Origin of the sequence: Pseudobutyrivibrio ruminis (assembly GCF_015057245.1) — a bacterium.
Taxonomy (GTDB): Bacteria; Bacillota; Clostridia; order Lachnospirales; family Lachnospiraceae; genus Pseudobutyrivibrio; species Pseudobutyrivibrio ruminis_E.
Genome location: NZ_SVET01000003.1, coordinates 112,627 through 137,234 on the forward strand (window position 1 = coordinate 112,627; position 24,608 = coordinate 137,234).

Here is a 24,608-nt window from a genome sequence, read left to right on the forward strand (position 1 = left end):
TTACAAAATAACCTTTACTGCAAAAAATAGGATGATGTAAAGGGCTACACAAATATATGCTCTCTGGTCAAGTGAATTATACTTGAGAGGATGCATCTTTGTACGACCTTCGCCACCATTATAACATCTTGCCTCCATGGCAAGGGATAAATCGTTAGCTCTTCTGAAAGCTGAAACAAAAAGTGGCACTAACAGTGGCACCATGTTTTTAGCCTTTGTGATAAGTCCGCCTGATTCAAAATCGGCACCTCTAGCCATCTGTGCCTTCATGATTTTGTCTGTCTCCTCAATGAGGATTGGAATGAATCTGAGGGCAATTGACATCATCATTGAAATCTCATGTACTGGCACATTGAACTTTTTCATGAAGCCAAGTGATTTCTCCAAACCATCAGTAAGCTGATTTGGTGTGGTTGTAAGTGTCATGATTGATGTGCCTATAATAAGAAGAATCATTCTGCTTGTCATAAGCACTGCATTTTTAAGTCCCACATCTGAAATAGAAAGAATCCAAAATGATACTAAAGTCTTTCCAGGTGTAAGGAACAGATTAAACAGACCTGCAATAATAAGCAATACAACAATGGCCTTTAGTCCCTTTACCATAAATGAAAATGGTACGTGACTAAGCTTAATAATGCCAATCATTGCCAACAAAACTATTGCAAACAAAACTGCATTGTCTGCTGAAAACAATGTGATGATAAAAATCAATGTAGAAAACAGCTTCACTCTTGGATCCAGTGAGTGAAGAACTGATTCTGCTGGATAATATTGTCCTAATGTAATTTCTCGTAGCATATTTATAATCCTTTTTTAGTCCAAGCCAATAAGGTCTCGGCTATTATTTACAAGCTTTCAAAATGGATTCTTTTGCTTCTGAAACTGTTGTTGCAGAGGCATCTACATCATAACCCATTTCCTTTAAATCATTCATAACATATGTTACCTGTGGAGCAGCAAGTCCCATCTTTTCAAGCTCCTTGTAGTGAGCAAAGACTTCCTTTGGTGTGCCATCGAAAGCTGGACGACCTGCATCCATTACGATGATTCGGTCAACATAATTGGCCACATCCTCCATGGAATGAGAAACCAGGATAACTGTGTCTTTTCGTTTTTCATGCATATCTGAAATAAGACCAAGTATATCATCTCTTCCCTTTGGGTCAAGGCCTGCTGTTGGTTCATCCAAAATAAGCACCGCTGGCTTCATTGCGATTACACCTGCAATAGCAGCTCTTCGCTTTTGACCACCTGAAAGCTCAAATGGAGATGCAAGATATAGCTCTTCTGGAAGCTTAACTAGACCAAGTGCCTCGTATGCTCTCTTGATTTGTTCCTTTTCATCAAGTCCCTGATTCTTTGGACCATACTGAACATCCTTGAAAACTGTAGTTTCAAAAAGCTGATGCTCAGGATACTGGAATACCATTCCTACCTGTGTACGCAAGTCTCTGATATCAAAATCCTTGTCGTAAATATCCTGGCCATTGTAGTAGATTGTGCCTTCTGTAGCTTTTTCTAGTCCATTCAAGTGCTGAACAAGAGTGGATTTACCACTACCTGTATGACCAATGATACCGATGAACTCTCCCTCTTTTATGGAAAGGCTAACATCGTCTAGGGCCTTTACTTCATAGGCTGTATTTGGCGAATACTTGTATGAAACATGATCAAGTATTAACACATTCTTTTTATCAGCAGCATCTTCTGCCACAGGCTTTTCTGCAACCTGCGCACCTGATGCCTTTTTCATGCCAAGCTGTGTGAGAGCATCTACAAGCTCCTGTCTTGTAAGGACACATTCAGGAAGATTGAGCCCTGCTTTTCTAAGCTCGTGAGCAAGAAGTGTAACCTGAGGAACATCCAAGCTGTGCTCCTTGAGAAGCTCAACATCCTTGAAAATCTCCCTTGGCTTGCCCTCCATGAAGACCTTACCCTTTTCCATTACGTAAACATAGTCGGAGTCTACAACCTCTTCCATGTAGTGAGTAATCAGGATAACAGTAATCCCCTTTTCACGGTTGAGAGTGTGAACTGCGCGAAGCACATCTGCTCGTCCATCAGGATCAAGCATGGCTGTTGGCTCATCCAAAATGATACATTTAGGCTCCATCGCCATAACACCTGCTATTGCTACTCTTTGCTTTTGGCCACCTGATAGTTTATTTGGAGAATGAGCTTTGTACTTTGTCATTCCAACCATCTTTAGAGATTTATCAACACGTTCTACGATTTGCTCGGTAGGAACGCCGATATTTTCTGGACCGAAAGCCACGTCCTCTTCTACAACACTGGCTATTATTTGATTATCAGGATTTTGGAAAACCATACCTGCAGTCTGACGTACTGCAAATGTGTACTCATCATCAGATGTGTTCATCTCGTCTACCCAGATTGTGCCCTCTGATGGAGTAAGAAGCGCATTAATGTGCTTTGCGAATGTAGATTTGCCTGAACCATTGTGTCCTAAAATAGATATGAACTGTCCTGGTTCAACGTTGAGATTAACGTGGTCGAGGGCAAGCTGAATGCTCTCCACGTTGCCCTCTTCATCACGTCTAATATATTCATGTACTAATTCTTTTGACCTTATTATTGCCATGGTACCCACTATTCCTTCCAGTTGAGTCTATGCAAATTGCCCTCAGTTTCAAGTCCGAGGAAATCATTCTGTCTCAGTGCTTCGTATAAAACAACAGCTACTGAATTTGATAAATTAAGTGATCTAATATTGTGTCCCATTGGAATACGAACGCAGTTCTCCTCATTTTCAACAAGGATTTCTTCAGGGATGCCTGCTGATTCCTTGCCAAACATAATGTAGCAGTCTGGTTCATAATTCACCTGGGTATGTGTCCTTTTGGCTTTTGTAGTAGCCATATAGACCTTTGCATCAGGATTCTTTGCCTTGAAATCTTCCCAATCATCATATCGGAATACTTCTAGCTTATCCCAATAATCCATGCCGGCTCTTTTCACAGTCTTATCTGTAAGCACAAATCCAAGTGGCTCAATCAGATGAAGACGTGTGCCTGTGGCACAGCATGTACGCCCTATATTCCCCGTATTCGCTGGAATTTCAGGCTCATGTAAAACTATGTTTAACATTACAAATACCTACGTCAGTTACAGCTACAAGCCTTAGTATTTCTCCGGTCGACATCACGTCTCCCTTGAGAAATCTAAGAGCTTGATGCTTACTGACTTACTCTTTCTATTTAATTCGCTCTCAATTCTTCCACGAACTCTTCGATGCGGTCCATGGCGCGTTTAAGATTTTCCAGGGAGTATGCATATGAAATACGCACATTTCCTTCTCCACTATCGCCGAAGGCTGTACCCGGAACTACCGCAACTTCCTTTTCGCGAAGAAGCTTTGTACAAAATTCTTCTGAACTCATTCCAAATTCTGCAATAGATGGGAAAATGTAGAATGCTCCATATGGTTCGAAGCATTTTATTCCCATTTTTTTGAAACGATTCACAAGATATCTACGTCTGTCATTGTATTCTTCACGCATGTTTGCAACATCCTCGTCGCAATCGCGAATAGCTGTAACAGCTGCATACTGACTTGTTGTAGGTGCACACATAATAGCAAACTGATGAATCTTTGTCATCTGCTTGATAATGATTTCTGGTGCACACACATATCCCAATCTCCATCCAGTCATAGCATGGCTCTTTGAAAAACCATTTATGTAGATTGTACGCTCCTTCATTCCTGGGAAGCTGGCAATTGAAACATGGCCTTCCCCAGTGTATGTAAGCTCTCCGTAGATTTCATCTGTGAGAACAAACAAATCGTATTTTTTAACAAGCTCTACTATAGGCTCCAAATCTGCTTTTTCCATAACAGCACCTGTTGGGTTGTTTGGGAAAGGCATGATAAGAATCTTTGTCTTGTCTGTGATGGCTGCCTCAAGCTCATCTGGCTTAAGTCTGAATTCGTTTTCTTCCTTAAGATTGATAGCTACTGGCTTACCACCTGCCAAAATGGTACAAGGCTCATAAGAAACATAGCTAGGCTGTGGAATAAGAACCTCGTCACCTGGATCAAGCATAGCTCGAAGTGCTATGTCGATACCCTCTGAACCACCAACTGTCATAAGCATTTCAGTAAGTGGATTGTATTCTAGATTATAATGACGCTTTAAAAAATCAGCGATTTCAATACGAAGTTCCTTTAAACCTGAGTTTGAAGTGTAGAATGTACGTCCTCTCTCAAGAGAATAGATTGCTTCGTCTCTAACCTTCCATGGTGTGTCGAAATCTGGCTCGCCAACACCAAGGGAAATAGCATCTGGCATTTCTGCAACAATGTCGAAAAACTTACGGATTCCAGATGGCTTAATTTCTGTAATAGTTTGATTTAAAGGATTTCTCATAAGCTCACCTTCTCCCTCTCATCAACATGCTTTTCCGCCATAATTATGCCGTGGTCCTTGTATTTCTTAAGGACAAAGTTAGTCTGTGTACTAAGCACTGAATCAAGTGGAGAAAGCTTAGCAGAAACAAAATCTGCAACCTCTCTAAGTGTGTGTCCCTCAATTGAAACCATGAAATCATAGCTTCCTGAGATCAAATAAACAGCATCAACTTCAGGATAGTTGTAGATGCGCTCAGCTACCTTATCAAAACCCATACCTCTTTGAGGTGTAACGCGTACCTCGATAAGAGCTGAAACCTTTTCTACGCTTGCCTTATCCCAATTAATAAGTGTAGGATAGCCGCAAATGATGTGCTCGTTTTCCATTGCCTCAAGCTCATTTACGACTGTAGCCTGGTCACAGCCAAGCATCATTGCCAAATCCTCTAAGTCTATTCTGCTATTATGCTCAATGTAAGTTAAAATCTTTTCTCTCATTATAATCACCCCTAAACTTTCTTAGCTAATGTACGTTATACAATGCGTCTGTCTTTGGTGGCTCAAGGAATCGTTCCTCATCACCATTTATTACACGCTTATCATTTGAAGAGTTGGACTTCCCGATAATGGCGGATGCTACCCCCGCATCACGAAGCTTTCTAACAAGCCCGTTGCCATCCTCGGTTGCGATTAGCATCGCTCCTGAAGAAATTAACTCGTATGGATTAACTCCGAAAAACTCGCAGACTTCGATAGTCTCCTGTTTTACTGGAATGGCTTTTAAATCAACATCAAGGCCAACGCCCGAGGCCTCTCCCATCTCCCAAAGTGCACCAAATATACCGCCTTCAGTAACATCGTGCATAGCTGCCACTCCGTGTTCTACGGCGATGCGACTTTCTGGAAGAACGCTAAGGTACTGATCAAAGCTCTTTGCTGTATCAATTAATGATTGTGGCAATCGCTCTAGCAGTTCCTTTTCGTGGTCCTTTGCAATGATGGATGTTCCTTCAAGGCCAATCCACTTTGTAAGAACAATATCCATGCCCGGCTTTGCTCCACCTGTGGAAATCATTTGTCCTTTCTTGACTTTGCCAACTGCTGTCACCGAAATGAGTGGCTGATTGACAGCCTCTGTAACCTCTGTGTGACCGCCGATAACCTGGACATTATAGCGCTTGCAGGCTGCATCAACCTGCTCCATAATTGCCTTTAGCTTTGCCTCTCGCATACGTGGTGTGAGAAGCACTGTAAGAAGGATGCCGATAGGCTCTGCACCTGCACTTGCCAAATCATTTACAGAAATGGTAACTGCAAGCTCACCAATATCGGATGCTGTACCGGTGATTGGATCAGTTGAAAGAACGATTTCTTCGTCTGGACCAACGCTCAGTGTGGCACAGTCCTCGCCAATTCCCGGTCCATTGCCAACCTCTGGTCTTTTTACATGTAGTTGTTTGATAACTGAGCGTTTAAGAACGCTCTCTGGTAATTTTCCAATTTCCATAATTATATTTCTGAGTTGTCTGTAACTGTTGTGTCTGTTGTTGTATCTGTAGTAGTGTCTGTTGTTGTGTCTGTTGTTGTGTCCGTTGTTGTATCTGTTGTGTCCGATGTAGGATTTGTAACAGAATACTTTGGAGTGATTTCAAACGGTGTTGAATTAACTACTCCTGGTGCATATAAGGAAATAGCCGCTGCTATTGTGGCTGCATCCTGTGTATTTACCGCCTGAAGCATAGCATATGAGAGATTTGGGTCTGTCGATGCTATACCTACAGTAACTGTTCTGTTGGATGGATTGTAACGGCTGTTGTTGTAAACATCACGGCTTACTTCCTCACCGTTTTCGTAAACAATCTTCCAAAGGCGCGCTGTGTATCCTGTGTGTCCACTGACTGTTGTAGTCATTTTTCCAAGTGGTACATTTGGATCTGCAACCCATGTGGTAGCCTGAACATTCACACCTGTAATTTCTGTTTCGTACTCAACGCTGTGTCCAGCATCATCCTCTTCTTTACCGTAGATGTTGAAATAAGCATTGTTGCCATCGCAATATCCTTCGATATAGATAGGATAATTTTTATTGTTTCGAATCTGGAAATCCTTTCCACCAGATTCTGCAATAGCCGCATCCTGTGAAGGTGGCACGTATGTGACAATCATGGAGTGACATGAGCGGGTAACAACCTCAAGCTCTGCCTCTCTAACTGCACCATATAAAGTAGTAGAAACCTGGCAAATACCTCCACCGTAAGTCTCTACAGTAGTTCCATTTTCGTATGAGCCCGCAAGCATGTATCCATTTTCTGCTGAGAATGGTGTGATTGTATTAAGCACTGAAAATTCATCCCCTGGATAAAGGATTGTGCCATTTATAAATCCAACACCATTTGCAACGTTGTTTTTACGGGCTGCAGATGATGAGCTGTAATCTGTGCTGTAGCTTCCAAGTAAATCTGTGATTTCAGCAAGCTCTTCTTTGCTGCCTCTAGGCTCTTTGACCTCTGTGGCAAGTGCTATTGTAGCTGCGCTTCCATCCCAGCTATTTTCAATATAATCAACAATGATAGCTGCTGATTCTTCTATTTGAACGACTACACCAGATGTTCCTTCATGGAATACGAATTCTCCGTTTTCTCTGGTAAGATAGTCATCACTGGCCTCATCATTAACCTGTGTAGATGCTGAATTAAGATAGAGGATAACTCCATCCTTATCAACTCCAAGTGATAAAGCAAAATCCTTTGTGCGGCCCTCTGCTAAATCCTGTGATGCTTTGAATCTCTCACCGAAATTACCATATGAGCCGTATGTGGCGGCCTTTACTGTAACGTCGCTATTTTTAGCTCCGATGCAAAGGTCTGCTCCAGTAGCAGATATAGTCTGGTCATTAGCTGATAGAGTGAATTCAACATCATCATACTGTGAAAAATAATCAGCTACTACTGCATCTGCCTCAGTAACAGTCATTCCACCAACTGATATTCCTTCGATGGTGATGCCATCTGGAATAATTCTGTCGTCTGTTTCATCTGCAACAGCTGATTCAGCCTCTTCATTGGCAAGCTCTTCGTCAGATACTGATGACTCGGATTCTTCTATTTCATCCGCCTTGACAAATGTAGTATTTGCGAAAAGACCACTAATCATGCTTGTTGCCAATAATATAGGTAATATGTTCTTTCTATTCATAACAAAATCCTCTTTACATTAGATTGTGTGCAAAGTAAACTTAAATTATAGCAGCAGCAAATGTGGTAAATACCATGCATACAAGCACTACTACAAGGATTGCTCCTGCGATTATTTGATGCTTCTTAGAACGCTTCATATAAATACCTCACTTAAATATGTAAAGGAGAAACCATGGGCTTCCCGATTTTACCTTTTTTCTTAATATTCTTAATTTGGCTGACCTTTAGAATAAAGAGTCTTGATGCTAAACAAGAAAAAACGCAGCAAGATTTTTGGGACCGCGAAAGGGCCGCAAATATAACCCCTGCAAAAGATATATCTAATCTAAGATATATTACCATTCCAATAGAGAAATTTCCATTAAATTTTACTGATGACCCAAAAGTTCTTGAAATCGAAAATGAACTTCAAGAATTGTCTACACATAAGCTTTTAAACCTTACTGGGAAATCAAATACAGATTTAAAACTGGAGTATGGAGTGCCAAATTTTGAAACCATGACCAAAATTGGCGAGGATTTCGATAGATTATGTGTTTTACTTAATTCATACGCTAAAATCCTTAAGGAGGAAGGCCTGCACAAAGATGCTCTTGAGACACTGGAATTTGCTGTAGGTATCGGTTCCGATATCAGCGAAACCTACACTCTTCTGGCTGATTACTATAGAGAAAATGGTCAAGACCAAAAGCTTGAATTTTTAAAGAGCAAAGTATCCAGTAGCGAAATGCTTCTCAAGGATTCTATCCTAAAAAAAATAGATCCATATAATTCATTGGCATAAAATAAAGTGCTTACAGAAATTTCTGTAAGCACTCTTTTTATATAATCTCTAAAACTCTATGTAACAGTATTTCTGCACTGACGCCCCACAAAAGAGCTGCGCCAGCAACATAAGCTATTGTTTTCATTTCGAATCCAAAATGAAGACCAGTGTAAAGGCCTGCCAAAACCATCAATATAGATATGATAAGTATGATGGTTATAATCTGCCAGATTGTTGTTCCAACCAAGCCACAAGCACAGCCTGCAGCTGCTGTATAGATGCATGAGACAACAACTATTTTGATGTAGTCCCAAACTCTAAGTACATCCTTGCGTTTTTCCTGTATGAATTCTCTTTTGATTGCTTTTGCAATAAGACGAATGCCAAGGAAAGCTAATACTATGACTGCTACTATCTCACCATAATTCATAGGATCTGACACATATCCATTCAGTGCAAGCAGTCTACATATAACAAAACCAATAAAGTAAAAAATCAATTCCAACCCTGCCACAACAGTACAGGCTATGACAAGAGTACGCTTTCTAATGCGAGCAATCATAGCTCCCTGTATTTCCATAGCGGCAAATACATCTAATAAAATACCTGCTATCATCAGCAGGTTTTCCAACCAGCTCATATATTTCCTAACTCCGTTCCTAATATATCTATTAATATATTTTATAATATCTCTAATTTTTATTTACTAAAATATTCAACCACCAAACCATGTTTGTTAGCAAGATACAATGTAATATATTTGTATTCTACTTGTTTGAAACTATTTCAATCAGCGAATTATGGAACAATTTAACGTAAACATCTGTTAATTCTTCAACTGGTACTGTCATGCCTCGTTTAATCCACTGAATTGTAATCCAGCTAATTGAATGACCTAAAAACTCTGCCACAAGCTCCTTGGAGAGCCATTTATAATCAGCCATCTGAACAAGGCTTTCTACATCAATATACTTTTTAACAGCGTTTGCTACGCATCGATTATATATTTCGTTGAATGAATTCTGTCCCTCAAGCTGCGTAGCTCGCTTATAGAAGTCCTTTTCTCTTGCCATTGTAGTGTGTACGAAAGTGATTGCCTCTTTCAACATACCATTGGATAAAAGAGGATCTATAGGCATAAACAATTCATTGACAGTAATCCATTCAAGTAATTCATATTTATCCTGAAAATGATTGTAGAAGGTAGGGCGAATAACTCCTGCCTTATCAGTGATTTCTTTAATTGTAATTTTCTCAATAGGCTTTGTTTTAGCAAGTTCTTTTAAGCTTTCTGCAAGAACAATATCTATTGCATTCTGCGATTGATTATTCATATATCTCCTTAAGAATCCTGGTATTCAACTGTAACATAGAAGCCCTTAGGCGTCTCTTTTACATCTACCACTTTTCCCTCTTTGGCCTTAATACGTTCCAAAGTTGTGTAATTTGCCGACATAGCAAAAGACCTGCCTAACACATAATAATATGAATTAGGCAGCTCGTATTCTGTGATGGAAAGCACATCTCCTATATCAAGGAGACCTGTGCGTTCCATTTTAAATTCCATTTGACCCATTATATATCTTCCTCTCGGGTAATTGTTCCATCTACAACAGAACCTGTTGCTCTTCTAACCTTGTGAACAATACCAAAATCTGCAATTCCATCATAAATAAGCATGATACCAATAGCCTGAACAGCCACCTTTACCAACTTAAATGCTGCCATAATGCAAATAACACCAAGTGCCATTTTTAATGCAGCAAAAATATATGATATCCAAACCCGAGGGGCATGGGCTTTTGTTGCTTCGATTGACATTCCTAAATCCATTACACCATGTACTATAAGGATAACGCCAATAGCAATAGGAATGATAGAAACAATTGAAGATGGTGCTTTAAAAATCCATACACCAATTATTGCTAGAATTGCTCCAACAACTATTCCAAGTGCATTCATTCCAAATTCATAAATCTGGCTGATTATCACTAATATTCCAGCCAAAACAATGATACATGCAATAACTCGGCTAATTGTTATTAAGCTTTCCTCTGGAAATATCAAAAGCATAATACCAATAATAACACTGAGTAGTGCAGATATTGTAATATTTAGTCTTAGGCTTTTAATTTTCTCTTTCATAATTTATCTCTCTTTTTCTCTGCCCCAGAATCCAATTGCTACTGTACCTGGACCAGTGTGTGCTCCAATAGTAGGACCAATATCGAAAATACGGATTTTTTCTTTCATCTTAGGGAATGCTTCCTCAAGCATGTCGGCCATTTCTCTGGCATCATCGTAGCAAACAGAGTGAGTGATGAAGATATTCTGATCGTAATCTTCACCATTTTCAATACGCTCTTTTATTGCTGCAAGAGCTGCCTTCTTAACCATCTTTTTACCACGGCACTTCTGTCTTGGAATAAGCTTTCCTTCATCGTTGACATTTAGAAGTGGGCAAATGTTGAGAGCTGTACCAAACCATCCAGAAATCTTTGATACACGACCACCTCTGATAAAGAATGTAAGGTCTGTAGTGAAGAACCATGTGTTCTGATTCTGGATATGATCAGCTGTCCACTTAACTAATTCATCGAAGCTGTAGCCTTCATCACGAAGTGTAGCAAGCTTGTCCATAAATAAGCCATAACCAGCTGAAGCTGTAAGGCTATCAAAAACTACAAGCTTTCTGTCAGGGAACTCTTCTCTAAGCTCCTCTGCAGCGATTCTAGCAGAATTGATAACGCCAGAAATTCCGCTGGCTAGAGTTAAATGGATAACATCCTTCCCCTGCTCTAAAAACTTTCTAAAGTATGCTGCAAATTCATCTGCATTAACCTGAGATGTCTTTGTCATAGCGCCATCTACCATAGCACCATAAAAATCCTGAGGAGACATTGATTTAAATAAATCATCCACATATGGCTTGTCATCTAAATAATAGTGAAAGCAGATATGTTCAATGTCCTTCTCCTTTAAAAACTCTTCTGTCACATCCGCTGTTGAACAGCAACTAATAATAAAATCTCCCATAAACCATCCTATTCCATAAAATAATTATCAACCTGTTTGAGTATAACGCAACATATTATTGAATTGCAACACGCCCAATTATTTTAACTGAAGATATTCCTCCAAAATCTGAGTACCTTCTTCGTATTCCAGGTTGTCGTAGGCCTCCCTTAAAGTGCCATATAATGCCATTAACTCTTGATTTTTATCACTCTTATCCAACTTTTCAAGTGACTCTTCAATAGCATTAAGATTATATTTATCAAAAGCATCCAGCAGTTCCTTTAGAATATCTGTTACATCTTCATTGGAACTATCAATTATTTCGATTTGCTCTTCTATGCCATTTGGTGCAAGCTGTGTAAGCTCCTTTGTAGCATCTTCAACTACTTCACACAATGCATTAAGGAATTCATCCATGTGAGCATCAACGTAGCTCCATGTCTCTGACTTTGCTGCCATCTCCATTATCTGAGCCTGCTCGGCAAAAGTCTCTCTGCCTATTTGCTTGCTAACACCACCTATACCGTGCACCTTTACCTTAAACATTTCCTTATCGTTTTTACGATAGTTAGGTAAATTCAAAAGAAGTGGTTGCATTTCCTTTACAAATGTATCCAAGGTCTTTTGGTATACACTGCTGTTTTGACGATTTCGCTTTACAACAGATACAACTGTTTCACTGTCGTTCTTTTCTGCCAAATCCCTTGGCATATATTTATCCATGATTTCCTGAAGCTTTACACCAAGAATTGGCTTGGCCAGGAAATCGCTGAAACCATATTCAGCCACTACATGTCTAGCATTTTCTTCGGAATTTGCTGTAACAAGAACTATTGGCACGCTTGAAAACTCACGAATCTTCTTACATGCCTCGGAACCGTTAACAGGCATCATCATCTGATCTAAGAATACTAAATCATAATGATTTTTACTAACTTCTTCTATTGCAGATGCACCATCAGGCATGGTGATAACTTCACATTTCCATGGTGCAAGAAACTGCTGCATAATTTCAAGATTGATACGCATATCATCTGCCACAAGCACTCTGGCTCTAGGATAAATGTAATCAACCTTTTCTGGCAATCCATGGAATCCCTGATTTGGATTGAGGAGAGTTCTTCTATTGAGAACACGCTCCATCATGCGCTCGCCACCACACTGCTTCTGGTAAAAATAGCCTTTAAATACAGAGCCTGATATACCATCACTTTCTGCAGTGATTGAACCTCCAAGCTTCGCAATAAGCTGACGGGTAATAGCAAGACCAAGTCCTGTTCCTTCTGTATCTACTCCATCTGCAGATGATACATATTCATTGAATACCTCCTCAAGCTGCTCTGGAGACATTCCCTGGCCTGTATCTGCAATTGAAAAATCAATTCGCACCCTACCATCTTCTAACTCATCAAAGGAAAGTTCAGCATGAATATTTCCTTTTTCAGTAAACTTAACCGCATTAGATAAGATATTTTGAAAAATCTCTCTGACACGTATTGCATCTCCAAACAAATATCTAGGGTAAGATGATGTGATTGCCAAATTAAAATCTATAGGCTTTGACTGTAAATTAAGGAGTGTTGAATATGCCATATCCTCAATATTGGCATTTACATCATATTGTTTTTCTGTAAACTCAAACTTTCCTGCCTCAAGCTTGCTGTAATCAAGAATTGCATTAACAAGCTCAAGTAAGTTTTCTGAAGCCCTTTTGATATTAGAAATAAGATTCTTGTTCTTTTCTGAGATATCCTTCTTTGTGGCAAGAATATCGCTTACACCCATAATGGCATGCAAAGGGCTTCTAAGCTCATGGGACATCTGTGCTAAGAACTGGCTCTTTCTTGCAGTTTCTTTCTTGGCATTTGTAGCCTCTTTATGTTCTTGAGTAATATCTACAGCTGAAATGATATAGCCCTTTACTTCTTGCCCCTCTGTAACAGGTGCGTAATGTACTCTATACCATCTTTCGCAGGCATAATACTCGCTGTCATTTCTTTCTCTTTTTACCATGTTTTCTGCAAGGACGAATTTGCTTTCTGTAGTTCCATCCTCAAAAGCAAAACCTATTCCCTGACCATCAGCAAAAAGCTCCAATGCCTTTTGATTGGCATCAATAACATAGAACTCTGAATTCACAAGAGCTATTGGGCGCTCTGTTCTGTCAAACATTGTAGATTTGAGAATTGTTGCTGTATCCTCAATTCTGTTTGACATAGCAAGCCAGAAGAAAATAACGCAATCAATTGCAAATGCTACAGATCTTATTGCATCCATTCCTAGTAAATAGTCGTGCAAAAAATATCCTGTAATAGCAACTATAAATGCCAAAAGCATGTATCTTCCAACGATAATATCAATTCTGTCAAAATATGCCTTTGATGGTGTTCTCAGCTCAACTATTACTGAAGACATGAATACAAATATTATTGCAAGCATATCTCCATCAACTTGCTTTGGGATTCCAAAATAATACTCTATAAAATCGTATACACATAGAGCAATCATTATGGTAACTGCAATTGTTATTATAACGGCCACATTTTTAGGTGTTTTTATAAACAAGAAATAGAAAAACATCATAAACATGATGACCAATGCACACATATCACATAGCAAATGTAAGAAATCCACTGTATCCTTACTATGCACAAATGGAATAATACACAAATAGAAATCATACACTGTGATGATTCCTGCTATAGTTGGCAGGATTCTGTGTCTGCTAAGATATACGTCATTCGATACTAGCTTTATAAATGTAAAAAACCCAATTGCTACACATATCACATTAAGTAGGTATGATAAAGTAAACACCCCGTTCATTATTCAGCATCTCCTCGTCCTGTAATAATTCTCTTCAACTCGGATTTGATAAATGTAGGCTGGAATGGTCTAACTATATAGCCACCAGCTCCCACTTCTCTACACCTCTTTACTGTTTCACTATCATTTAAAGTAGTAACAAACAGAATCGGTATATCCAAGTGTAACTGCTCCCTGATTCTTCTGGCTGTCTCTACGCCATCAAGCCCCGGCATATCAACATCCATTACAATGGCATCAACCGGTTCATTCTTTTCCAGATATTTAAGAGCCTGATTGCCATTTTTTAAAAGAGTCAAGTCGTAGAAGTACTCCAAAATTCCCCTCGCCATTTGGAGATTAGTCATCATGTCATCTACTACCATGACCTTATAACGTTTATAAGCTTGAATCATAACATTACGCTCTTCCTCTGATTCTCGAGAGAAAGAATCTGCACTAGCTGCCGCAACCAAAGTAATATTCAGGTAATCTTTTTCTGTTAGATCGATTGTGGTGCCATCCATAAGTCTGATGATTGGTCGTAAATTGTGGAAGTCACTGTTTTCAACAATAATACAATGTCTACCGTCTGACATAATCATTTCAGTACCCTTAGGATAAAGTGGAACGTGCTTGAGAAGTGCCATAACCACGTCCTTATCAAACATTATTCCGCATGCTCCCATCATGTATTCAGAAACCTCATATGCAGAATAAGGATTCTTATACGGCCTCTTTGATAATAGTGCATCAAATACATCTGCCACATGGATGATTTTGGTGTAGTCGGTCATGTCCTCAGCTGTAATCCCTCTAGGATAACCGCTGCCGTCAACATTTTCATGGTGGAAAAGCACCGCCACCTTTACATTAGGAGTGACATCCCATCGTTCTTTAATAATATCGTAGCTCATCTGAGCATGGCTTTTCATTATCTGATATTCTTCCTGAGTTAGGCGCCCCTCTTTATTTAAAATCTCGCTAGGAATAGACATTTTACCAAGGTCATGAAGGAGTCCGGCTAAAGCCAGTTCTTCAAGAGCCTTTTCGTCATAGTCTAGAGAAAGACCGATAATGGAGCAATACAATGCCACATTGACTGAATGAGAATAAGTATAATCGTCTGTCTCACGCAGGTCATTCATATCAATGGTGATAGAGGCCTTTGAAAGAATCTCCTTAACCATTTCCTTGGCAACTATCATACATCCATCAATATCCTGCCTACGGACACAATCTATACCTTTACCTCGCAAGACTGGCGAGATGATTGGTTCTACTTCGATATCCTTTGAAAGCTCATCTGATATGTATAATCCGTCAAATCCAAGTGATATCAATCTATCTATGTATTCCCGAGTAAGCTCTGCTTTCCCGCCAAGCAAAACTCGCCCATAGGAATCAAATACTTCTGAACCAAGCTTCATACCTGGTTCCACCTGTGACATGTTTATATATCTCATAAGACCGCCTTAAAATATTTTATATATTTATATATTATACAACCTTAATTGTAACAAAAAAACCTCAGATTTAAAATCTGAGGTTTAGACGTAACCTTTCCACTATCATTGCTGCTAAAACTCCAATAACAACTCCAGAGATAGTTCCAATGATAACCAAAAATGGCAAATAATAAATCAATCCTGCGGTTTCAAGAACAAGCATAGCCACTATTATTTGTCCTACATTATGAAATACGCCGCCAAGCACACTAACACCTGTGATTGAAAGCTTCTTTGTTTTCATGCCAATAAGCATCATTATGTATGAAAGAGCAGCTCCTGCAATTGAATACATGGTCATAGCAAGATTGCCAAATGTAAGCCCTACCAATAACACTCTTATGATTGATAATACTAGAGCGTCCTTTTTTCCTATGATAAAAAGAGCTACTACCACTGCAAGATTAGCCAGGCCGATTTTAGCCCCAGGAATTCCAATGCTAAATGGAAGCAAAAACTCTATATAAGATAGAACAAAAGCAAGGGCAATAAATAAGCCAAGTAATGCCACCTTATTTGTTTTCATAATCTATACCTCAAGAATATTAATGGGTTGAACCATCAATATCTCTTTCCTCACCATTAACAATTTCAGCTATCAATCCATTAGGAAGACAAACTATCATTTCCTTTGAATAATGAATATGCATGTGATTTACACAGATTTGATCTGGACAGCTTGCCTCTGAAATCTGAGCCTCTCCATCCTTTATCTCAAGAACATTATAAGAACCATCTTCAAATTCTATCCTTTCGGTAGTGTCCTTATTAAGAGGATACTTGCCGTATTCCACTCCATCTATAGTAACTAAAACATACGCCTGATTTGCTGTGTTGTATTTCTGGTAAAGACTCATTCCAAGCCAAAATACTACAGCTACCGCAAGAACAGTTACTATTAGTTTTAAATCATTTTTCTTCATAATTACTCTACAATACTTTCTTCAAAATTGTCGGAATAATAGATATTCCCTTCGTGGTCCACCCACATAGCCTCAACTCCGTCGTGGCTGTTTACAAATTCCAAGCCTTCTTCCAAGGTCATATTATACACTGCGGTAGAAAATGCATCTGCCTTTCCTGAATCATCTGTAAGAATAGAAACCTGTCCAAATGTATCAGATGGGAAAAGTGTGTCAGGATTGATGATATGACAATAAACTTTTCCATCAACTTCATAGAATCGCTGATAATCACCACTTGAAACTACACACTGTCCATCCTGAATCTCTACAGTTTTGATATATTCCTGTTCACCATCCAAATCTGGATTTTGAATGCCAAGCTTAAAATTAGTACCATCGATTCTACCACCGATACCCTGTACATTTCCGCCTAAACTAAGAAGGATATTATTCATACCCTGCTCACGTGCGTACTCTAAAGTCTTTTGAACCGCATACCCCTTTGCAGTGCTTCCAACATCAAGAGACATTTCTGGATCAGAAAGATACACCGTGTTATTTTCATCATCAATAATGAGATTGTTGATATCAGTATGCTCTGCTGCAGCCTGAAGCTCTTCCATCTCAGGAAGTGTGGCGCGTTCAGGATCATCCATGCCTATTTCTCTGTGTCGATGCCAAATAGAAAGTACCGAACCCATTGCAATATTAACTCGGCCGTCAGTTTCATAGTACATCTCCTGGCTGAATTTAAGCATATCGATGATAGCCTGATCAACCTCAACTGGCGCAACGCCTGCATTGTCGTTGATTGTCTTTATATTGTTTATACCTTCATAATCGTTATAGATATCATAAAGATTGTTGTAAATGATAAGTTGGTCCTTAAGTTGCTGAGCCATCTTGGCGAATTCCTCTTCCGAATCAGCGTAACCAACAATCTCTGTCCTTGTATCGAATATATCTAAGAATGTGGCATTGTACTTGGTCTTTTCTGTAAGAGCATTGCCCTGACCATCGCCTCCAAACTTCTTTATAAATACTATAAAAGCAATCAATGCGACTACTGCTAAGCATCCAAATATCTTTTTCTTATCCATAATCTACTCACTCACAAAAAAATAGAGGGAGTGTAGTAAATACACTCCCTACATTACAAATTGTAAAATAATTACTGTGCACTTGCAACAGCCTTTGTAATAGCTGTGTTGAAATCAGTGATGTGAACTGATACAGAAGCTGCTAAATCAGCATCTGTTGCACGTCCTTCTTCTACTGCTGTGCCGTTAACTTCGTCTACAGTCTTTCCAACTGTGTACTCAGCGTAAGCAGCAGCCTGCTCATTCCACTCCTTACCGATTGAAGAAGCAGCCTTCATGCCGTAAGCATCGCCAAGCTCATCCTTGCTAAGAACATCTGCTGATGTATCAGCTGTGATTGCACCCTTAGCATCGAAAGTAACCTTTGCCTGAACAGCATCGATAAGTGAGCTTGTGATTACGCCATCACCATTCACTGTAAGAACAGAAATTGTTGTGTAAGCCTCAGCTACACCATCAGCATCTGCTGTAGCGTCTGTAGACTTTGCAATGTTTGTTGTAAGACCAAGACCAAGCTTATCACCTGCAACTGCCCCACCAGCTACAGCTGTATCCATAGCCTCAAGAACTGCAGCCTGGAAGCCTGTTACATGGATAGATACAGAAGCTGCAAGATCCTCATCACCAGCTTTTCCTTCTGTAATAGCCATGTTGCTAATGTCAGATGCTGTCTTACCTACTGCCCATGCAGCGAAAGCATCTGCCTGCTCATACCACTCTTTGCCGATTGCAGAAGCAACCTTCATTCCGTAATCATCGCCAAGCTCTCTCTTTGAAGGATACTCTGCGTCAAGGTCAGATGTAATCTTTCCGTCAGCGCTGATACCAATCTTTGTCTGAGCGATATCGATAACACACTCAACGATTGCACCGTTTGAATCAACTGTAACAGCAGCGATTGTTGCGTCAACCTGTGCTGTACCATCAGCATCTGCAGTAGCGTCTGCTGAGCTATCGATTGCTACGCTTGTACCAATACCTGTGAGAAGCTCACCTTCTGCAGCAACAGCAGCTGGAGCTGCCTCTGTCTCTGTTGATTCTGTTGTCTCAGTTGCCTGAGTTTGCTCTGTAGCAGCCTCATCTGTAGAGCCGCAGCCTACAAATAATGATGCTGAAAGAGCACCTGCGCACATAAGTGCTACTAAACTCTTTTTCATCGTTTCATTCCTTTCCTTAAATAACTTTTGATGAAATATATATTTGGTAGTGAAACCACCCAAATATCATTTTTTTAGGCCTACATATGCCTTTGTGATAAGCCCTTCTAAAATCTCTCTCTTTTTACCTGAAAGCTGAAGCGCTTCTATGGCGTCAACGCCTTTTTTATAGTATCTTTCAGCAGTTTTGTGAGTATATTCAACTCCACCATGCTTTGATACTTCTTTCAAAATTTCTTCTTTAGAAATGAGACCCTTTTCTGCTTTTTCAGCTAGTGATGCATCCTCTTCAAATGTGTGAATAAGTGGAAGTGTAACAACTCCATTTTCAAAATCCGACTGAACTGGTTTCAGTGCAGTGTCCTCACTCACTTCATAATCGATGCAATCATCTGTAAGCTGAAATGCAATTCCTGTATATCGACCAAGCCTACGATAAAGCTTTATTTCTTTTTCTGTGGCATTGCCAGCCATTGCACCAGCATGGAAAGATGCTTCAAAAAGTGCTGCTGTTTTGCCATCTATGATAGATAGATATCTAAAAGTTCCAAGTCTAAAATTTCTGTTGTTGATATTCTGACGAAGCTCTCCTAAAGCGATAGCCTCTACATATTTTGAAAAATCAAAATTCTTGTATTTATCTGTATCATCTACACTGGCAATTTCTCTAATTGCTGAAGCCAAAAGATAATCTCCACAAATCACAGCATTTCGCTTGCCGGATTTCTTTTGAAGAGTTATCTGACCTCTCCTGGTATCAGCGTCGTCCATAATATCGTCATGAACCAATGTGGCCAGATGAAGAGTTTCAACAGCTGCTGCAAAAATAATTGCATCCCTAGGCACCATATCATTTTCATCCATGGCACAGGCTAAAACAGCCTTTGCTCTCATCATCTTGCCTGTAGCCTCTGTCAGATAGGAGGTATATCCGCTGATAAGGCTTGGTCCTTTAGTTAAAAGCTTTGCTACTTCTTTTTTTACTTGTTCAAATGCAGTCTCAAAATCTACTACATTATTAGTCATTATATAGATACCACTTTCTTACCCACTTAACGTTCTTCCAATGCTTCTTTAAGAATGGCATTAAGTAGTAGTCAATACCAATTGTGTAACCACCACCGATGAGTACTGCTATTCCTGCAAATATCATCCAGAATGTGTTTAAGTATAAGCCTGTTGTTGTAACGAACATTGCCTGAAGTACAAGTGAAACACCTGCTGACAGGAATGTGAAGCATCCACCCATAAGTCCAAGACCAATGAGAATCTGCATAATTACAATAACAATCTGCATAAACATCTGCATACCATCTGAAGCTAATACTGCATTGTTTACGAACCAGTCTACAAATGGAACCTGAATCTTAAATGCAATATCTGAAATAGTTGATGATGCTAAATCAGTTCCAGAAACAAGGATAAGCTCAAATATCTTTAGGTTGAAATCAAATAGAACTGTTCCTGTGCTAACTGCTGCATCTGCTACTGCTGTAGATGCTGAAGCTACTGTATCAACTACTTCTGTTGAAGCTGAAGCAACTGCGTCTGTTGCTGCAGGATCAATACGTCCAAGAAGTGAATCAAACCATGAGTTTGCTCCACCGAAGAAACCTGCAAGCATTGGTGTTGTTAACCAACCCTCAACAATCTTCATTACACCTTCGAATACCCAAACACATCCAAGCCAGAATCTAAGTGGAACTAATAAAAAGCTTGGTGTCTTGTTAGAAAAATGTCCGCCGAGGAAGCTTCGATTGTTTCTGATTGTAAAGAACTCATGCTTTAAGTAGCTGATGATCTTTGTCCATCCCATAACCTGGATGAAGTAAATAATATTGATAAAGTGCTTTGCAAACATAGCAAAGAATGAAGCGAAGTTAATCTGGTGCTTTGCTAATCCACCTCTTGCAACACCGTAACGTCCACCTACGCAAACCATTACGCCGTGGAACTTAGGATTGTAAGCTTCCTTCTCTCCAGACTTTGTAATCTCAGCCACAATGTTCTTTGAAACTGTAGCTGCTGAGTGCTCTGCATTCTCAACCATCTGAGGAACTGGACGCTCCTCTCCTGGAGCTGTAAAGAGCATGTTGTCACCAATTACATATACGTTTTCGTAATCTACTGAACGAAGGTACTCATCTACCTGAATACGTCCTCTACCACCGCTCTGTACTCTAGAAGCAAGCTCTGATGTGATTTCTGAGCTCTCGATACCAGCTGTCCAGATAACTGTTCCAGCTACATGCTCAGTAATATTGTCATTCTGCTTAAGCTTGATAGTGCCCTGACCAACGCCAACAACACTTGTATTCATAACAACTTCGACACCCATCTTCTTGAGACGTCTGTCTACTTTGTTAGAAAGCTTTTCTGGCAAGATAGGTACTGGACGAGATAAACCATCAACGTCAACGATAGTAACTTCTTCTCTATCGATACCAAATCTCTTGCAAAGGATAGGTGTGTACTCAGCAAGCTCGCCTACCATTTCAACACCTGTAAATCCTGCACCTACAACATAAAAGCTAAGAAGCTCTTTTCTCTTTGCAGGATCAACTTCATCAGCTGCCATTCTGAAGCAGTTGTGAATTCTATCTCTAAGGGCTACAGCGTCATCATATGACCAAAGTGGCCAGCTGTTTTCTTTTGCGCCTTCAACACCAAAGTATGTTGGCTTTGAACCAGCTGCAACTACTAAATAGTCATAGTCATATTCCTGTGTTTTACCCTTAACCTTCTGGTCCTTAAAGTCTACATTTGTAACTTCATCTAAAACTACATTTACCTTTCTTCCGGCAAATATCTGCTTTAGGTTCATTTTGATACTCTCTTCACCAACACGGCAAGCCGCTACCTCGTGAAGTTCGGTAAGCATTGTATGATATGGATGCTTATCGATGATAGTGATTTCTGTAAGATCAGCCAGCTTCTTTTTACGAAGCTTCTTTTCAAGTTTCTTTGTGGCAAGAACGCCTGCGTAACCTGCTCCGATTACAACAATCTTAATCATGATTCATTCCTTCCTAGTAATTTCTTTTCTTTAATATTCTCCAACGCATTGCTGCGGAACCAAATTGTACCATAATCTATTGTGCGCTACAAGATGGAACTTGTTTAAATTTTCACAAATAGCATTTTGCACTATCTTTCAATCGAAATTTGTGTTATTATTGCCAAGTTTCACAAGACTAACTGTTCGTATAATATAATTACCTAATTTATGTATAGGAGAGATTTATGATTAAGAAGTTTTTAAAGTTTGTAGAGATTCAAACAAAGATTACCAGCACATTCGCTTTTGCAAATACACTTATGTATATGCTCTTTTTAAAGGAGCCAATAAATGTTCCATTAATGGTAATCTTCTGTATTGCAGCTTTTATTTTTGATTTAGCTACTACAGCTATCAACAACTATATTGATAGTAAAGATTATCCGGAAATGCTCCCTTTCAGAAGAGATGTTTCATTATTCCTCATAATATGTATGCTCTTTATAAGCACTGTAATGGGACTCTATCTTGCATTTAAAACAGGTATTGTAGTTCTTTTACTTGGAGCACTCTGCTTTGGCCTTGGGATTTTTTACACCTTTGGTCCTATGCCTATTTCAAGAATCCCTCTAGGGGAAGTATTTTCAGGTATTGCTTATGGCATGTTTATTCCATTTCTGATGGTTTACATCAATAATCCTGACAACTATATTGTTTTAGAATATAAGGATGGTGTTTTATCATTTCACTTTATGCTTTGGTCACTTATTAGCTTCATTTTCTTTTCGCTAATAAACACATTTACCACCTCCAATATCATGGTTGCTAACAACACTTGTGATTTAGAAAAAGATGTTGCTGTAAATAGACATACTCTGATTTTTTACATAGGACAGAAAAATGGCGTACGTGTTTTTGCTACTCTTTACTACTTATGCTACGCCGCAGTGATAGCAATGGTTGCATTAAAAATTCTTCCTATTATTGCCCTCATCTTTTTACTTTCATTTCCTCTAGTAGAAAGTAATATAAGGGTATTTCGTAAAGAACAGATAAAGTCAAAAACTTTTATTACAGCAATTAAGAACTTTATCATTGTTAATGCTTCATACTTCATTGCTCTTACACTGTCATTTTTAATGTACAGATAAAATAAAAACCAGCATCAAGCCCCGCTAAGCCTGATTGCTGGTTTTTTATTTATGGAAGGATATGAAAAAGAAGATTATTATTATTTCTTTAATCTTATGCTGACTACTGAGCAAGCTGGCAGTGTAACCTTCAATCCCTCTGAAGTCTTGCTGTAGTCTTTAAACTCTAGTTCCTTTACAACCTCTGGATTATCAAAGGTGTTGTGATCAGCCATCTTACCTGTTACATAAACAGCCTCGCATACATTGTAAGCGCCGCCATCCTTTGTAAGCTGAACATCAACATCCTCTGATGATTCAAGAGAGTTGTTTGTTAGGGTAATAGTAATAACGCCATCTGCATCCTCTGATACAGACTCGAAAATCTTTGGAAGTTCATTCTTGCCAGCGCCTACTGTTCCGCCATTAAGTAAGTCTGAGCCAAGAAGTGTTGCTCCCTGGTGGTGACGATACATCTTGAATACATAGTATGTAGGAGTCTTGATCATCTTTTCACCATCTGTAAGCATTACTGACTGAAGCACGTTAATCATTTGGGCGATACATGCCATCTTTACTCTGTCAGAATGCTTGTTGAAGATGTTCAAATTCATACCTGCAACAAGAGCGTCACGCATTGTGTTTTGCTGATATAAGAATCCTGGATTTGTACCTGGCTCAACATCTGTCCAAATACCCCACTCATCAATCATAAGACCGATTTTCTTTTCAGGGTCATATTGATCCATGATTGCGCCATGATTGTTAATCAGCTCTTCCATAAAGTAGCTACGCTTCAATGTCTGATAGAATACTTCCTCAGTGAAGTCTGTAGCGCTTCCTTTGACATTCCAATCGTCCTCTGTCTCTGGAAGAGTGTAATAATGAAGAGAAAGACCATCCATGAATCCATGGAATTGTTCTGGTGTGTGGTCAAAGCATGTATCCAAAACTCCCTTTGTCCAATGATAATCATCCACATTAGGGCCACAGCAAATCTTTGCTATTGGCTTGTTTCCATTGTAGTTTCTAACATAAGTCTGGTAACGTCTATACTCATCTGCATAGTGCTGAGGTCTCATATTGCCGCCGCAGCCCCAGTTTTCATTACCAACTCCAAGATAGTCAACCACCCATGGCTCCTCATGTCCGTTCTCTTTTCTGAGATCAGCCATTGGAGAAACACCGTTGAATGTCATATATTCCACCCATTCGCTCATTTCGCGAACAGTACCAGAACCTAAATTTGCATTGACGTAAGTCTTACAGCCAAGCTGTCTACAAAGCTCGAAGAACTCGTGAGTACCGAAGCTATTATCCTCAACTACTCCACCCCAGTGAGTGTTAATCATCTTCTTACGCTTTTCCTTTGGACCAATTCCGTCCATCCAGTGATACTCATCAGCAAAGCATCCGCCTGGCCAACGAAGTACTGGAACCTTCATCTCTTTAAGCGCTTCTACAACGTCTGTACGCATTCCATTTACATTAGGAATGTCGCTATTTTCGCCTACGTATAAGCCTTCATAAATACAGCGTCCCAAGTGCTCAGAAAAATGTCCATAGATTTCTGGAGCAATGGTACTCTTCTTGTTTTCATTGTTAATAACTAATTTAGCCACTGGCTATCCTCCATTCCGCCTGTTACACTC

The 24,608-nt window shown here is 39.5% G+C and carries 23 protein-coding genes; 2 read left to right on the top strand and 21 right to left on the bottom strand.

Annotation, left to right across the window (positions count from 1 at the left end):
• The 7 genes from E7274_RS04255 to E7274_RS04285 all read right to left on the bottom strand — a co-directional run bounded on the left by E7274_RS04255 (position 1) and on the right by E7274_RS04285 (position 7,567).
• Positions 1-801, bottom strand: coding sequence for an energy-coupling factor transporter transmembrane component T family protein (locus tag E7274_RS04255; RefSeq protein WP_304174009.1), 801 nt, complete (start codon positions 799-801; stop codon positions 1-3).
• A 43-nt stretch (positions 802-844) separates the two neighbouring features.
• Positions 845-2,605, bottom strand: a complete 1,761-nt coding sequence (locus E7274_RS04260) for an energy-coupling factor transporter ATPase (protein WP_304174011.1) — start codon at positions 2,603-2,605, stop codon at positions 845-847.
• Positions 2,606-2,613: 8 nt separating this feature from the next.
• Entirely contained in the window at positions 2,614-3,111 is a 498-nt protein-coding gene (trmL, locus tag E7274_RS04265; RefSeq protein ID WP_304174013.1) for a tRNA (uridine(34)/cytosine(34)/5-carboxymethylaminomethyluridine(34)-2'-O)-methyltransferase TrmL, read from the bottom strand.
• A 110-nt stretch (positions 3,112-3,221) separates the two neighbouring features.
• Complete coding sequence (locus E7274_RS04270) at positions 3,222-4,391, bottom strand: pyridoxal phosphate-dependent aminotransferase (RefSeq protein WP_304174015.1); 1,170 nt, start codon at positions 4,389-4,391, stop codon at positions 3,222-3,224.
• Positions 4,388-4,870: an Lrp/AsnC family transcriptional regulator gene (locus E7274_RS04275; RefSeq protein WP_304174017.1), complete on the bottom strand. Its 483-nt coding sequence runs from the start codon at positions 4,868-4,870 to the stop codon at positions 4,388-4,390. Before E7274_RS04275 ends, E7274_RS04270 begins: the two co-directional genes overlap by 4 nt.
• A 25-nt stretch (positions 4,871-4,895) precedes the next feature.
• Entirely contained in the window at positions 4,896-5,879 is a 984-nt protein-coding gene (locus E7274_RS04280) for an AIR synthase family protein (protein WP_304174019.1), read from the bottom strand.
• A gap of 2 nt (positions 5,880-5,881) precedes the next feature.
• Positions 5,882-7,567, bottom strand: a complete 1,686-nt coding sequence (locus tag E7274_RS04285) for a VanW family protein (RefSeq protein ID WP_304174020.1) — start codon at positions 7,565-7,567, stop codon at positions 5,882-5,884.
• Between the two features lie 174 nt (positions 7,568-7,741).
• Between E7274_RS04285 and E7274_RS04290 the strand changes: the two genes are divergently transcribed.
• Positions 7,742-8,353 (top strand): hypothetical protein, encoded by a 612-nt coding sequence (locus E7274_RS04290; protein ID WP_304174022.1) that lies wholly within the window; start codon positions 7,742-7,744, stop codon positions 8,351-8,353.
• Between the two features lie 37 nt (positions 8,354-8,390).
• Here the strand turns inward: E7274_RS04290 and E7274_RS04295 are convergent, their stop codons facing one another.
• From E7274_RS04295 to E7274_RS04355, 13 genes are all read right to left on the bottom strand, one after another.
• Positions 8,391-8,975, bottom strand: a complete 585-nt coding sequence (locus E7274_RS04295) for a manganese efflux pump (protein WP_304174024.1) — start codon at positions 8,973-8,975, stop codon at positions 8,391-8,393.
• Positions 8,976-9,102: 127 nt separating this feature from the next.
• A complete protein-coding gene (locus tag E7274_RS04300) occupies positions 9,103-9,669 on the bottom strand; it encodes a TetR/AcrR family transcriptional regulator C-terminal domain-containing protein (protein ID WP_304174026.1) in 567 nt (188 codons plus the stop codon).
• Between the two features lie 8 nt (positions 9,670-9,677).
• Positions 9,678-9,911, bottom strand: a complete 234-nt coding sequence (locus E7274_RS04305; RefSeq protein WP_033154501.1) for a hypothetical protein — start codon at positions 9,909-9,911, stop codon at positions 9,678-9,680.
• On the bottom strand, positions 9,911-10,480 hold the full coding sequence (locus tag E7274_RS04310; RefSeq protein WP_304174028.1) for an HdeD family acid-resistance protein: 570 nt from the start codon (positions 10,478-10,480) through the stop codon (positions 9,911-9,913). Before E7274_RS04310 ends, E7274_RS04305 begins: the two co-directional genes overlap by 1 nt.
• 3 nt (positions 10,481-10,483) lie before the next feature.
• On the bottom strand, positions 10,484-11,371 hold the full coding sequence (locus tag E7274_RS04315) for a DegV family protein (protein WP_304174030.1): 888 nt from the start codon (positions 11,369-11,371) through the stop codon (positions 10,484-10,486).
• A 78-nt stretch (positions 11,372-11,449) separates the two neighbouring features.
• The gene (locus tag E7274_RS04320) at positions 11,450-14,179 is read right to left on the bottom strand and encodes a response regulator (protein WP_304174032.1); all 2,730 of its coding nucleotides are present in this window, start codon (positions 14,177-14,179) and stop codon (positions 11,450-11,452) included.
• Positions 14,179-15,624, bottom strand: coding sequence for an HD domain-containing phosphohydrolase (locus E7274_RS04325; protein WP_304174034.1), 1,446 nt, complete (start codon positions 15,622-15,624; stop codon positions 14,179-14,181). The genes E7274_RS04320 and E7274_RS04325 overlap by 1 nt, the downstream gene beginning before the upstream one ends.
• Before the next feature lie 70 nt (positions 15,625-15,694).
• A complete protein-coding gene (locus E7274_RS04330) occupies positions 15,695-16,192 on the bottom strand; it encodes a Gx transporter family protein (protein ID WP_033154505.1) in 498 nt (165 codons plus the stop codon).
• Positions 16,193-16,211: 19 nt separating this feature from the next.
• A complete protein-coding gene (locus E7274_RS04335; RefSeq protein WP_304174036.1) occupies positions 16,212-16,589 on the bottom strand; it encodes a NusG domain II-containing protein in 378 nt (125 codons plus the stop codon).
• 2 nt (positions 16,590-16,591) lie between these two features.
• Positions 16,592-17,671: an FAD:protein FMN transferase gene (locus tag E7274_RS04340; protein WP_304174038.1), complete on the bottom strand. Its 1,080-nt coding sequence runs from the start codon at positions 17,669-17,671 to the stop codon at positions 16,592-16,594.
• A gap of 71 nt (positions 17,672-17,742) precedes the next feature.
• Positions 17,743-18,828 (bottom strand): hypothetical protein, encoded by a 1,086-nt coding sequence (locus tag E7274_RS04345; RefSeq protein WP_304174040.1) that lies wholly within the window; start codon positions 18,826-18,828, stop codon positions 17,743-17,745.
• A 66-nt stretch (positions 18,829-18,894) separates the two neighbouring features.
• Entirely contained in the window at positions 18,895-19,854 is a 960-nt protein-coding gene (locus tag E7274_RS04350) for a polyprenyl synthetase family protein (RefSeq protein ID WP_304174041.1), read from the bottom strand.
• Positions 19,847-21,844: an NAD(P)/FAD-dependent oxidoreductase gene (locus E7274_RS04355; RefSeq protein ID WP_304174043.1), complete on the bottom strand. Its 1,998-nt coding sequence runs from the start codon at positions 21,842-21,844 to the stop codon at positions 19,847-19,849. The genes E7274_RS04350 and E7274_RS04355 overlap by 8 nt, the downstream gene beginning before the upstream one ends.
• A gap of 227 nt (positions 21,845-22,071) precedes the next feature.
• Between E7274_RS04355 and E7274_RS04360 the strand changes: the two genes are divergently transcribed.
• Complete coding sequence (locus E7274_RS04360; protein ID WP_304174045.1) at positions 22,072-22,977, top strand: UbiA family prenyltransferase; 906 nt, start codon at positions 22,072-22,074, stop codon at positions 22,975-22,977.
• 80 nt (positions 22,978-23,057) lie between these two features.
• Here E7274_RS04360 and E7274_RS04365 read toward each other — a convergent pair whose 3' ends face one another.
• Complete coding sequence (locus tag E7274_RS04365) at positions 23,058-24,578, bottom strand: alpha-N-arabinofuranosidase (RefSeq protein ID WP_304174047.1); 1,521 nt, start codon at positions 24,576-24,578, stop codon at positions 23,058-23,060.
• Positions 24,579-24,608: the final 30 nt, after the last annotated feature.